The following is an 11,268-nucleotide window of genomic DNA, read 5'->3' as shown; positions in this document are numbered from 1 at the left end:
TCACCGCCGCCATCGGACAGCCTGACCAGGCAGAGCCTGGCGGCCGGCGGCAGGCAGGTCGCGCCCTTGAAGATCCAGTGGCGGCCCTCGGCCTTCGAAAGGGCGTCGAGGTCAATCAGGGTCGTCCAGTCCGGCCGCCCCGAACGGTAGGCGGCGGCGCTGGAGGTGCGCCAGACGCCCTGCACGTGGGCCGCGTCCTGCCAGACATTGTCCACCTCGGACCCACGGAGCGAGGGCCAGGCGATACGGTCCGAGGCGGTGAAGATGGCCCGGGCCTCGGCCAGGAAGGGCGCATACCGCCGGTCGGACTCCAGGACGGCCGAGGTCCTGGCGTTCTGGCGTGCGACCCACTCGAGGGCGCGGGGGGACTCGATGTCCTCAAGCCAGAGGAAGGGGTCCTCACCCGCAGGTGCGGCCTGGGGGGCCGGGCCGAGGTTCAGGGCCAGGACGGCGGCGACGAGGCTCAGGGCCCGGGCGAGGGGCCGGAAACGGGTCTTCATGACGCTGTTTAAGCCCGGATTCCTGCGAATGTCGCCAGAAACCCGCCGGGACGTCGCCCTCCGGAGCTCTGGGGTCTATATAGCGCCCCATGGATCGCCCCTTCATCAAGATGAACGGCCTCGGCAACGACTTTATCATCGTCGATGCCCGCCAGGACGGATTCGACCCCGACCCCGGGACGATCCGCCGCCTAGCTGCGCGTTCGGGCGGGATCGGCTGCGACCAGTTCGTGGTCATCGGCAGGGCCCAAGAAGCCGACGCCACCGTCCGGTTCTGGAATCCCGACGGGGGCGAGGCCGGCGCCTGCGGCAACGCCACCCGCTGCGTGGCCTGGCGCCTCCTGGAGGAGTCCGGTGGCGAAGAGGTGCGACTGGAGACCGCTGGTGGCCGGCTTCGGGCCTGGCGCCGGGGGCCGATGCGCGTGGCGGTGGACATGGGCCGGCCGCGGTTGAACTGGCGCGCCCTTCCCCTGGCGGGTCCCGCCGACACCCTCGCTGTGCCCGTGCCCGAGGCCGGCGACCTTGGCGCCGCCACCTGCCTGTCCATGGGAAATCCCCATGCTGTCTTCTTCGTCGCCTCCGCAGAGGCGATAGACGTTGGACACCTCGGGCCCCGGATCGAAGCCAGTCCCGTCTTCCCGGAGCGGGTGAATGTGGGCTTCGCCGTGGTCCATGACCGGTCCCATCTCCGCCTCAGGGTCTGGGAGCGTGCCGCAGGCCTGACCCGGGCCTGTGGCTCCGGCGCCTGCGCTGCCCTCGTCGCTGCCGTGCGGCGGGGCCTGGCCGATCCGCAGGCCTTAGTCGCCCTCGACGGCGGCGACCTGGAGATTGCCTGGGGCGTCGACGGCCACGTCCACATGACCGGTGACGTCGAGATCGAGTTCGAGGGGCGGCTGTCATGACCGGCTCCGAAGTCCGGGTCGTCACCTTTGGCTGCCGCCTGAACGCCTACGAGAGCGAAGTGATCCGCGCCCGCGCCGCCGAGGACGGGGTGACGGACGCCGTGGTCTTCAACACCTGCGCCGTAACCGGGGAGGCCGTGCGCCAGGCCCGGCAGGCGATCCGAAAAGCGCGGCGGGAAACCCCGGGCGCGCGGCTGATCGTCACAGGCTGCGCCGCTCAGATCGAGCCGGAAACCTTCGCGGCCATGCCCGAGGTCGACCTTGTCCTGGGCAATGCCGACAAGGCCCGCCCGGGCGCCCTCTCGCCCCTGGCCGAGGGGCCCCGGGTGCGGGTCAACGACATCATGAGTGTGCGCGAGACCGCCGGGCACCTGATCGCCGGCGTGCGCGACCGGGCCCGGGCCTATGTCGAGGTGCAGAACGGCTGCGACCACCGCTGCACCTTCTGCGTCATTCCCTTCGGCCGCGGAAACTCCCGGTCGGTTCCCGCAGGCGAGGTGGTGGAGCAGGTCCGCCGTCTTGCAGCCGAGGGCTGCCGGGAGGTGGTGCTGACCGGGGTCGACGTCACCAGCTGGGGGGCGGACCTGCCCGGTGCCCCAACCTTGGGCCAGCTGGCCGGCCGGATCCTGCGCCTGGTCCCCGACCTGCCGCGCCTGCGCCTGTCCTCCATCGATGCCGCCGAGATCGACCCGGACCTCATGGCCCTGCTGGGGAATGAGCCCCGCTTCATGCCGCACCTGCACCTGTCCCTGCAGGCCGGGGACGACATGATCCTCAAGCGGATGAAGCGCCGCCACAGCCGGGCCGACGCCCTCAGGCTCGTCGCCGACGTGCGGGCTGTGCGCCCGGACGTGGCCTTCGGCGCCGACCTGATCGCCGGCTTCCCCACCGAGACCGAGGCCATGTTCCGCAACACCCTCGACCTGGTAGAGGCGGCCGGCCTCGCCTTCCTGCATGTTTTTCCCTACAGCCCACGCCCTGGGACGCCAGCCGCGCGGATGCCGCCGGTCCCGAAGGCGGAGGTGCGCGAGCGCGCCGCCCGGCTCCGGGCGGCGGGTGAGGCGGCCCTGGCCCGGCACCTCGCGTCCCGGGTCGGGCGCGAAGTCCAGGGCCTGGTCGAGCGGCCAGGGCTGGCGCGGGCCGAAGACTTCTCGGAGATCGCGTTTTCCGGTTCCGCCCCTGCCGGGGAGATCCAGACCTTCCAGGTCACCGGCCAGGACGGACGTCGGCTTCTGGCTGAACCCCACCCTAGGATCGCTGGCAGTCAAGCGCTAGATCCTGTTCCGATAAGTGGGAACCGGTTATCGGATCCAAACAGGATCTAACTCTATGGGCTGGGAGCCTGTTTTGCCCCTTCAGATGTTCCATCTGAAGGGAACAGGCTCTAGAAACCCTGCATGACTGAACCGAAGACAGGGTGGTTCCAGAGGCTCACGGGCGGCCTTGCCCGGACCTCCCGTGCTCTGACCGAGCAGGTGGCGTCGACCCTGACGCGCCAGCCCCTCGACCAGGCCCGGCTGGACGCCCTTGAGGAGATGCTGATCGAGGCCGACCTGGGCCCGAAGTCCGCGGCGCGGATCACCGAAGCCTTCGCCGCGACCCGGTTCGGCAAGGCGGTGGACGAGGCTGAGGTCCTGGAGGCCCTGTCCGAGGCCATCGCCGACGAACTGGCGGGGCATGAGGGCCGGTTCGACCCCCTCTCCGGCCCGCGGCCCTATGTGGTCCTGTTCATCGGGGTCAATGGTTCGGGCAAGACGACCACCCTGGGCAAGATCGCTGCCGACCTGAAGGGCCGGGGCGCCCGGGTCCTCGTGGTGGCCTGCGACACCTTCCGCGCCGCAGCCGTCGAGCAGCTCAAGGTCTGGGCGGAACGGGCCGGTGCCGACTTCATGAGCCGTCCGACGGGCTCCGACGCCGCAGGGCTGGCCTACGACGCCATCGAGCGGGCCCGCGCCGAGGGCCATGACGTGGTGCTGATCGACACGGCGGGCCGGCTGCAGAACAAGCAGGGGCTCATGGACGAGCTCCTCAAGGTGATCCGGGTGATCAAGAAGGTCGATCCCGACGCCCCTCACGAGACCCTTCTGGTGCTGGACGCCACGGTGGGCCGCAATGCCCTGGCCCAGGAGAACATCTTCGGTAACCAGATCGGGGTCAGCGGCATCGTCATGACCAAGCTGGATGGCACGGCCCGGGGCGGCGTCCTGGTGCCTGTGGCCCAGGCCTCGGATTCGCCGATCAAGCTGATTGGCGTGGGCGAAGGAATCGAGGACCTGCAACCCTTTGACGCCCGGGCCTTCGCGCGGACCGTCGTCGGCCTCGGGGAGGGCTGAGCCATGCCGCAAGCCAAAGGCGGCGCGCGCCGCTGGATTTCCAGCCTCGTGGACTTCGGCTGGCCCCTGGGCCTGGTCATCGGCTATGTCATCACCCGGGACATGGTCCTGGCCAGCTGGGGCCTGGTGGCCGGCGCGGCCATCGCCCTGGCGACGGGCTACATTCTCGAGCGGCGGATCGCCCCCATGCCCCTGGCCGCCGGGGTCCTGGCCCTGGTCTTTGGCCTCCTGACCCTGGTCTTCCACGATCCACGGTTCATCTACGTCAAGCCCACCGTGACCTCCCTCGCCTTCGGCGGCCTACTGCTGGGCGGTCTTGCGACGGGGCGGAGCCCCCTGAAGATGCTGCTGGGCTCAAGCCTGCCCTTGCCCGACGAGGGCTGGAGGCGCCTGACCCTGCGCTATGGCGTTTTCTTCCTCATCATGGCGGGGGTGAATGAAGTCATCTGGCGCACCCAGGCCGAGGGCGTCTGGCTGGCCTTCCGTTTCCCGGGATCGAGCCTTATCCACGTCGCATTCGGCTTGGCCCAGGCCCCCCTGATCCTGCGTTATGCCCAATCCGAGGAGACCCCACCCCCGCCGGTGGAATAAACGGAGCGCCGACATGTCGAGAAAACCCAACCCTGAAGACGGGGCAGAGCCCTCCATCAGCCGGATGCTGCACCGCGCCGTGCAGACTGCCGCCGAGCTACACGCCGGGATCGCCGGCCCGGGTGCCCTGACACCCCGCCAGCATGCGATCCTTGAAGCCGTCGCAGCCGAAGATGGTGCCACCCAGTCTCAACTGGTCGCTGCCACCGGAGTGGACCGCTCTACCCTGGCCGAGCTTGTCGCGCGGCTGGGCGAGCGTGGCCTTCTGGAGCGCAGCCAGTCCACCACGGACGCCCGCGCCAAACAGGTCCGCCTGACAGAGGCGGGACGCGAACGCCTCGACGCCTCCCGTCCGGCCGCGGCCGAAGTGGACCAGACTTTGCTGGCTCGCCTGCCCAAGGACAAGCGCGCCCGCTTCCTGAAGGACCTGGGAAGACTGATCGCCGAACCCCCGGAAACAAGGGAGGTGGATCCTGCCAGCAAGTCCGGTGGGAAGAAGAAGAAGAAGTCGAAGAAGTCCGGAGTCTAGATCCGGATGTCGACGAGGGACCCGGGGCGGGCTAGCCGCACGGGTGCGGCGGGGTCCGGAGCCGCCGCCCTCCCGTCCTGCCCCGCTGTCGCTGGCGAGAGGCCCGGCGCCGGGGTGCGGATGGCCTGACCCGGCTCCGGCCTCAGGTCTGCGCGCCCCTGGACGGGCACCTTGGTGCCCTCGGGGAGACGAAGGGGCCTTTCGGTGGGGATCTGGGGCGTGCCTGGGCGAAGAGGAGTGACCATGTAGGCCTCGAAACAGGGTTAATGGACCCTGACCCTCAGGGCGCCCGGTTCAGGAAGGGTTAACGCTGCAGGCGCGCCAGCAGGCGCGCGGCGTCGGCCTCGGTGAGGGGGGCGGGGACCTTGTCGAGGATCCGGCCCGAGCCATCGACAAGATAGGTCTCGGGCACGCCGGAGACCCCCAGCTCGATCCCTGCCCGTCCTTCCCGATCCACGAGGACCCTGGTGTAGGGATCCCCCGTCCTGCCGAGGAAGGCCCGGGTCTTTTCCGGGTCGTCCTTGTAGGCCACCCCGACAATGCGCACGCCGCGGGCCTTCAGCCCCACCAGTATGGGCGCCTCGATCTCGCAGGGCGCGCACCAGGAGGCGAAGACATTGACCAGGTAGGGCCGCCCGCCAGGGTCGGAAAGGGTATCGGGCAGGCCGTCGGCCAGGGCGGGAAGCACCACCTCCGGGACCGGCTTTCCGACAAGGGCCCTGGGCAGGAACTTGGGGTCATTCCGGAGCCCGAACAGGGCGAAGAGCAGGCCGAGCGCCACAAGGACGGCCACGGGAGCGAAGGCGGCCAGGCGCTTCACGGGCGCCCGCCTTCGCCGTCCTCGCCCGCCGCCCGGGTCTCGAGGGACTCCGCCCGCCGGCGCCAGCGCCGGGCGAAGGCCAGGCTGGACGCCGCCAGCCAGGCCAGGCCCGCCGCGCTCAAGCCATAGGCCGTCCAGACGTAGAGGCCGTATTCGCCAGGATCGAGGTCAAGCATGGGTCATCTCGCGAGCCGGGCCTCGGCGGCAGCAGCCCGGCGGCGCCAGACCTCGCCGCGGATCCGCACCAGCCAGAGCGAGCCGAAGCCGGCCATGTAGGACAGGCTCATCAGGAGCAGGGGAACCAGGAAGACGCTCGCGGCCCGGGATCCGCCGGCCGCGAAGACCGTCCGGCCTTGGTGCAGGGTATTCCACCACTCCACCGACCAGTGGACCACGGGCACATTGACCAGGCCCACAAGGGCCAGGATGGCGGCCGCCCGGGCACCCTTGGCCTCGTCGTCAATGGCGGCGCGAAGGGCCATGTAGGCGAGGTAGAAGAGGAAGAGGACGAAGACGCTGGTCAGCCGCGCATCCCAGACCCACCAGGCGCCCCACATGGGCTTTCCCCAGAGCGAACCGGTGGCCAGGGCCAGGCCGGTGAAGACCGCCCCCAGGGGTGCCGCAGCGCGGGCGGCGGCGTCGGCCAGGGCCTGGCGAAAAACCAGCGAGAGGAAGCTGGCGCCGCCCAGGCAGAGGTAGACAAAGAGGCCCAGCCAGGCGGCGGGGACATGGATGAACATGATCCTCACGGTATCGCCCTGCTGGTAGTCCTCGGGGGCGGTGAAGCCCAGCCAGAGCCCTGCTGCGGCAAGGCCCAGGGCGAGGGCGCCCAGAAGCGGCGCGGCCCAGGCCGAGAAGGCCATGAAGCGATGTGGGTTGTAGAGGAAGGCGAGGGCCTGCGTCATGCCCCGCCCCTTAGACCCGGTCTGCGCCGGCGGCAACGGAAAGCCGCCGGTGCAGGGGTCCGGCGGGCTATTCCGGACGGTCGTGTTCCATGGGCGGGCCGCCGGGGCCTATCATCCGACGCTCGACACGGATTTCCCGGTGTCCGCCGCCGTCCTGGGGAAGGGCGTCGAAGGCCTTCTTTTGGGACGGCGTCAGCTGGGCGTAGAAGGTCCGGCTGGCCGCAGCGCGGCGGTCGAAGGCCGCCAGGTGCTCCACCATGCGGGCCCGCTGCCGGTCAAGGCGCTCGGGCGTGGTCAGGGCCTTGGCGCCTGCCTGGGGAGGCGCAGGCGGCCCCGACGGCTTCTGGTCCAGGAGGAAGGCCTTCAGGGCCGGTTCCTGGGCGGGGGTCAGTTGCAGGACATCGCGGAGGCGCTGGGCCCGGGCCTCGGGACTTGGGCCCTCCAGCCGCATCATCCGCATGCCCCCAAGTGGCGGGCCGCCTGGAGGCGGGGACTGGGCAAAGCTCGCGCCGGCGGCGGCGAGGGCGATCACCGCAGCGACGCCGGCGGCTCCGAGTTTGAAATGGGTCATGTCTGTGCTCCTTGGATGCACCCCTTGGAAGGACAAACGCGACTTGACCCCGTTTCCGGCGCGGACCCCGCCAGGGGGCCTCAGGACAGGGCCTCAGGACAGGGCGTTGCGGCAGGCTGCAGCCATGGCGAGGGGGCCCAGGGCAACTGCTGCTGCTGCGTAGGCACCGAGCAGGGCGAAGCCGGCGCGCCAGGGCAGGCCCGAGTCGAAGGCGTGAAGGGCACCGCCGCCGAAGATCACTGGCGGCACGAAGAGGGGCAGGACGATGACGGCGGTCAGCAGCCCGCCGCGGCGGGCGCCCAGGCTGAGGGCCGCCCCGATCCCGCCGGTGAAGGCGAAGGCCAGTCCCCCCGCCAAGGCGCAGGCGAACAGCAGGGGCGACAGGGTCGGCGAGGCCCCCAGGGCGATCGCCGCCAGGGGCGCCAGCACCGCCAGGGGTGCGCCCGTGGCCAGCCAATGCCCGAGACACTTCAGGGCGCAGGTGAATTCCAGCGGCAGGCCGGCATGGGCCATCAGGTCCAGGGCCCCGTCCTCATAGTCCCGCTCGAACAGCCGCTCGAGGCCGAGGAGGGCGGAAAGGGCCAAGACCGTCCAGGCCGCGCCCGGCGCGATCTGGGCCAGCCGCTCTGGTTCCGGTCCCGAGGCCAGGGGCAGGAGGAGGGTCGCCCCGGCAAAGAAGCCGCCCGTCACCATGAGGCCGCCGCCCCGCCCCCAGGCAATGGCGATTTCCCGGCGCAGGAGTCCGAGGGCAGGGTTCAAGGCGCGATCTCCAGGACGACGGTGGCCACCGGCAGGGGGTCGTGCACCGCGGCCAGGATGAGGCCGCCCCCCGCCAGGTGTCCGGCCATGATGTCGAGGACCTGGCCCCGCCAATGGGCGTCGAGGGGGCTGAGCGGCTCGTCGAGTAGCCAGAGGGGCCGGGGCGACGACAGCAGGCGGGCGAGGGCCAGCCGGCGCCTCTGCCCCGCCGACAGACGCCGGACCTCGAGGTCCAGTAGCCGGAGCAGGTCCAGGCGAAGGACCGCCGCCTCCATGGCCGCAGGCCTACCGCCCTGCCAGCGGGTCCAGAAGTCCAGTTCCTCGCCGGCGGTCCGCGAGGCCTTCAGGCCGTCGAGATGGCCGAGGAGGTGCAGGCCCGAGGCGCGCGCCGTCCCCGGGTCGGTCCCACCGAACGCGATCTGCCCCGAGTCCACTTCGCACAGGCCCGCCACGGCCCTCAGCAGGCTGGTCTTCCCCGAGCCGTTGGGACCCGTCAGGGCGCAGGCCTGCCCGGCTTCCAGGCGCAGGTGCAGACCGGAAAACAGTCGCCGTCCGCCCCGGGAAAGGGACAGGTCCCCGAGGCTGAGGGCCAGGGTCACCAATTCCTCCCGGTCGGCGCATGGACGCGGCCCCGCCGAAGGTCTATGACGCCCGCGGTCGCACCCGTCCTGGAGGACGTTCGCGGCGCCGGGGCGAACGCTGTGTGTTCGCCCGTGTTGGTGCGCGATCTCCGGTTCAATTTGTGTGCAGTCCGGAACAGAGGAAGGATCCCTGACATGGCGTCAATCGACAGTCTCAAGACCCGCCGCGAACTCACGGTGGGAGACAAGACCTACTTTTACTACAGCCTTCCGGCTGCCGAGGAAGCCGGTCTTGCGGGCCTAGCCCGACTCCCGGCCTCGATGAAGGTGCTGCTTGAGAACCTGCTGCGCCACGAAGACGGCGCCACGGTGGTTGCAGACGACATCAAGGCCCTGGCGGCCTGGCTCGACAACAAGGGCGCCGTGGAGCACGAGATCAGCTTCCGCCCGGCCCGGGTGCTGATGCAGGACTTCACCGGCGTGCCGGCAGTGGTCGACCTGGCCGCCATGCGCGACGCCATGACCAAGCTCGGTGCCGATCCCGAGAAGATCAACCCCCTGACCCCCGTCGACCTGGTCATCGACCACTCCGTGATGGTGGACTCATTTGGTACCGCCAAGGCCTTCGGCGAGAATGTCGAACGTGAGTACGAGCGCAATATTGAGCGCTACCGCTTCCTGCGCTGGGGCTCGTCGGCCTTCAACAACTTCCGCGTCGTGCCCCCTGGCACCGGCATCTGCCACCAGGTGAACCTGGAGTACCTGGCCCAGACTGTCTGGACCAAGGATGAAGACGGCTCAGCCCTGGCCTATCCCGACACGGTCGTCGGCACCGATTCCCACACCACCATGATCAACGGCCTGGCCGTCCTGGGCTGGGGCGTGGGCGGCATCGAGGCCGAGGCGGCCATGCTTGGCCAGCCCATCCCCATGCTGATCCCCGAGGTCATCGGCTTCCGCTTCACGGGCGACATGCCCGAGGGGTCCACGGCGACCGACCTGGTGCTGACCGTCACCCAGATGCTCCGCAAGAAGGGCGTGGTGGGCAAGTTCGTCGAATTCTTCGGTCCGGGCCTTGCCGGCCTGACCCTCGAGGACCAGGCGACCATCGCCAACATGGCCCCGGAATATGGCGCCACCTGCGGCTTTTTCCCGGTCACCCGGGCCACCATCGATTACCTGCGCGCCACCGGCCGGGACCCCGCCCGGGTCGACCTGGTCGAGGCCTATGCCAAGGCCCAGGGGCTGTGGTTTGAGCCTGGCGATCCGGACCCGGTCTTCACCGACACCCTCGAGCTTGACCTGGACTCGGTGCTGCCCTCCATGGCCGGCCCGAAGCGGCCCCAGGACAGGGTCCTTCTCAGTGACGCCGCCTCCGAGTTCCGCGCCGCCCTCGGCAAGGAGTTCGGCCGCGAGCCTGGCGCCCCGCGCGTCGAGGTGAAGGGTGAAACCTACGACCTGGGCGACGGCGACGTCGTGATCGCCGCGATCACTTCCTGCACCAACACCTCCAACCCCAGCGTCATGATCGCCGCCGGCCTGGTGGCCAAGAAGGCGGTGGAGAAGGGGCTGAAGGTGAAGCCCTGGGTCAAGACCTCCCTGGCCCCCGGAAGCCAGGTGGTCACCGACTACCTGAAGTCCGCCGGCCTGACCAAGAGCCTGGACGCCCTCGGCTTTAACCTGGTCGGCTATGGCTGCACGAGTTGCATCGGCAACTCCGGTCCCCTGTCCGAGGCCATCGCCGAGACCGTCCAGTCCGCCGACCTGGTGGCCTGCTCGGTCCTGTCCGGGAACCGCAACTTCGAGGGCCGGGTCAATCCTGACACCCGGGCCAACTACCTGGCCTCGCCGCCCCTGGTGGTGGCCTACGCCCTGGCGGGGAGCCTGCTGATCGATCTGGCCAACGACCCGATCGGCGAGGGCAAGGACGGCAACCCCGTCTACCTCAAGGACATCTGGCCGACCTCGGCCGAGATCGCCGCCCTTCAGCGCAAGCATGTCACCGAGAAGATGTTCGCCACCCGCTATTCCGACGTCTTCAAGGGTGACAAGAACTGGCAGGGCATCAAGGTGGCCAGCGGCCAGACCTACGCCTGGGACGAAAGCTCGACCTACGTCAAGAACCCGCCCCACTTCCAGGACATGAAGATGGAGCCCGAAGCGGTCACTGACGTGATCGAGGCAAGGATCCTGAGCGTGTTCGGGGACTCGATCACCACCGACCATATCTCGCCGGCCGGCTCGATCAAGGCCAGCTCCCCCGCCGGGGTCTACCTGCGTGAGCATGAGGTCCCGACCACCGAGTTCAACTCGTATGGTGCCCGCCGAGGGAACCACGAGGTGATGATGCGGGGCACCTTCGCCAACATCCGCATCCGCAACAAGATCACCCCCGACATCGAAGGCGGCGTAACCCGCCACTTCCCCTCCGGCGACACCATGGCGATCTACGACGCCGCCATGCGCTACCAGTCGGAAGGCCGGCCGATGGTGATCTTTGCCGGCAAGGAGTACGGCACGGGTTCGTCCCGCGACTGGGCGGCCAAGGGCACCAAGCTGCTGGGCGTGCGTGCGGTGATCGCCGAGAGCTTCGAGCGCATCCATCGCTCCAACCTGGTGGGCATGGGGGTCCTGCCCCTGCAGTTCATCCAGGACGGCTGGCAGAAGCTGAACCTGACCGGCGATGAGATCGTCTCCATCCGCGGTCTCTCCGACCTGTCGCCCCGCCGCCAGCTGACGGTGGAGCTCTATCGCGCTGGCGACGGCCGGATCGCCCG

Annotated in this window: 13 protein-coding genes and 1 pseudogene; 6 read left to right on the top strand and 8 right to left on the bottom strand. The window is 69.7% G+C overall.

Annotation, left to right across the window (positions count from 1 at the left end; all coding sequences use genetic code 11):
- Nucleotides 1-500: pseudogene (locus tag WCJ52_RS08215) on the bottom strand (S9 family peptidase); the annotation flags it as partial.
- 89 nt (nt 501-589) lie between these two features.
- On the opposite strand from WCJ52_RS08215, the gene dapF reads away from it, so the two are divergent.
- From dapF to WCJ52_RS08190, 5 genes are all read left to right on the top strand, one after another.
- On the top strand, nt 590-1,402 hold the full coding sequence (gene dapF / locus WCJ52_RS08210) for a diaminopimelate epimerase (RefSeq protein ID WP_336902822.1): 813 nt from the start codon (nt 590-592) through the stop codon (nt 1,400-1,402).
- The gene (gene mtaB / locus WCJ52_RS08205; RefSeq protein WP_336902821.1) at nt 1,399-2,727 is read left to right on the top strand and encodes a tRNA (N(6)-L-threonylcarbamoyladenosine(37)-C(2))-methylthiotransferase MtaB; all 1,329 of its coding nucleotides are present in this window, start codon (nt 1,399-1,401) and stop codon (nt 2,725-2,727) included. Before dapF ends, mtaB begins: the two co-directional genes overlap by 4 nt.
- A 72-nt stretch (nt 2,728-2,799) precedes the next feature.
- Entirely contained in the window at nt 2,800-3,735 is a 936-nt protein-coding gene (gene ftsY / locus WCJ52_RS08200; protein WP_336902820.1) for a signal recognition particle-docking protein FtsY, read from the top strand.
- Nucleotides 3,736-3,738: 3 nt separating this feature from the next.
- Complete coding sequence (locus tag WCJ52_RS08195) at nt 3,739-4,326, top strand: septation protein IspZ (protein ID WP_336902819.1); 588 nt, start codon at nt 3,739-3,741, stop codon at nt 4,324-4,326.
- 13 nt (nt 4,327-4,339) lie between these two features.
- Nucleotides 4,340-4,855 (top strand): MarR family winged helix-turn-helix transcriptional regulator, encoded by a 516-nt coding sequence (locus tag WCJ52_RS08190; RefSeq protein WP_336902818.1) that lies wholly within the window; start codon nt 4,340-4,342, stop codon nt 4,853-4,855.
- Here WCJ52_RS08190 and WCJ52_RS08185 read toward each other — a convergent pair.
- The 7 genes from WCJ52_RS08185 to ccmA form a co-directional block, all read right to left on the bottom strand.
- Entirely contained in the window at nt 4,852-5,100 is a 249-nt protein-coding gene (locus WCJ52_RS08185) for a hypothetical protein (RefSeq protein ID WP_336902817.1), read from the bottom strand. The genes WCJ52_RS08190 and WCJ52_RS08185 overlap by 4 nt on opposite strands.
- Before the next feature lie 59 nt (nt 5,101-5,159).
- Complete coding sequence (locus WCJ52_RS08180) at nt 5,160-5,675, bottom strand: DsbE family thiol:disulfide interchange protein (protein WP_336902816.1); 516 nt, start codon at nt 5,673-5,675, stop codon at nt 5,160-5,162.
- On the bottom strand, nt 5,672-5,851 hold the full coding sequence (ccmD, locus tag WCJ52_RS08175) for a heme exporter protein CcmD (protein ID WP_336902815.1): 180 nt from the start codon (nt 5,849-5,851) through the stop codon (nt 5,672-5,674). The genes WCJ52_RS08180 and ccmD overlap by 4 nt, the downstream gene beginning before the upstream one ends.
- Nucleotides 5,852-5,854: 3 nt before the next feature.
- Nucleotides 5,855-6,580 carry a heme ABC transporter permease CcmC gene (gene ccmC, locus WCJ52_RS08170; protein WP_336902814.1) on the bottom strand — a complete coding sequence of 242 codons (726 nt, stop codon included), beginning with the start codon at nt 6,578-6,580 and terminating at the stop codon, nt 5,855-5,857.
- A 67-nt stretch (nt 6,581-6,647) separates the two neighbouring features.
- Complete coding sequence (locus WCJ52_RS08165; protein ID WP_336902813.1) at nt 6,648-7,151, bottom strand: Spy/CpxP family protein refolding chaperone; 504 nt, start codon at nt 7,149-7,151, stop codon at nt 6,648-6,650.
- A 93-nt stretch (nt 7,152-7,244) separates the two neighbouring features.
- The gene (gene ccmB, locus WCJ52_RS08160) at nt 7,245-7,910 is read right to left on the bottom strand and encodes a heme exporter protein CcmB (RefSeq protein ID WP_336902812.1); all 666 of its coding nucleotides are present in this window, start codon (nt 7,908-7,910) and stop codon (nt 7,245-7,247) included.
- On the bottom strand, nt 7,907-8,509 hold the full coding sequence (gene ccmA, locus WCJ52_RS08155; RefSeq protein WP_336902811.1) for a heme ABC exporter ATP-binding protein CcmA: 603 nt from the start codon (nt 8,507-8,509) through the stop codon (nt 7,907-7,909). Before ccmA ends, ccmB begins: the two co-directional genes overlap by 4 nt.
- A gap of 177 nt (nt 8,510-8,686) precedes the next feature.
- Between ccmA and acnA the strand changes: the two genes are divergently transcribed.
- On the top strand, nt 8,687-11,268 hold a 2,582-nt coding region (gene acnA / locus WCJ52_RS08150), incomplete at its 3' end, for an aconitate hydratase AcnA (protein ID WP_336902810.1).

Source organism: Phenylobacterium sp. (genome assembly GCF_037138395.1).
In the GTDB taxonomy this organism is placed as follows: Bacteria; Pseudomonadota; Alphaproteobacteria; order Caulobacterales; family Caulobacteraceae; genus Phenylobacterium.
This window is presented reverse-complemented; position numbering and strand designations above follow the sequence as displayed.

Coding starts and splice junctions, on each gene's coding strand:
- WCJ52_RS08190 (WP_336902818.1), top strand. CDS start 4,340: ATGTCGAGAAAACCCAACCCTGAAGACGGGGCAGAGCCCTCCATCAGC.
- mtaB (WP_336902821.1), top strand. CDS start 1,399: ATGACCGGCTCCGAAGTCCGGGTCGTCACCTTTGGCTGCCGCCTGAAC.
- ccmC (WP_336902814.1), bottom strand. CDS start 6,580: ATGACGCAGGCCCTCGCCTTCCTCTACAACCCACATCGCTTCATGGCC.
- ccmD (WP_336902815.1), bottom strand. CDS start 5,851: ATGCTTGACCTCGATCCTGGCGAATACGGCCTCTACGTCTGGACGGCC.
- ftsY (WP_336902820.1), top strand. CDS start 2,800: ATGACTGAACCGAAGACAGGGTGGTTCCAGAGGCTCACGGGCGGCCTT.
- WCJ52_RS08165 (WP_336902813.1), bottom strand. CDS start 7,151: ATGACCCATTTCAAACTCGGAGCCGCCGGCGTCGCTGCGGTGATCGCC.
- dapF (WP_336902822.1), top strand. CDS start 590: ATGGATCGCCCCTTCATCAAGATGAACGGCCTCGGCAACGACTTTATC.
- WCJ52_RS08195 (WP_336902819.1), top strand. CDS start 3,739: ATGCCGCAAGCCAAAGGCGGCGCGCGCCGCTGGATTTCCAGCCTCGTG.
- WCJ52_RS08185 (WP_336902817.1), bottom strand. CDS start 5,100: ATGGTCACTCCTCTTCGCCCAGGCACGCCCCAGATCCCCACCGAAAGG.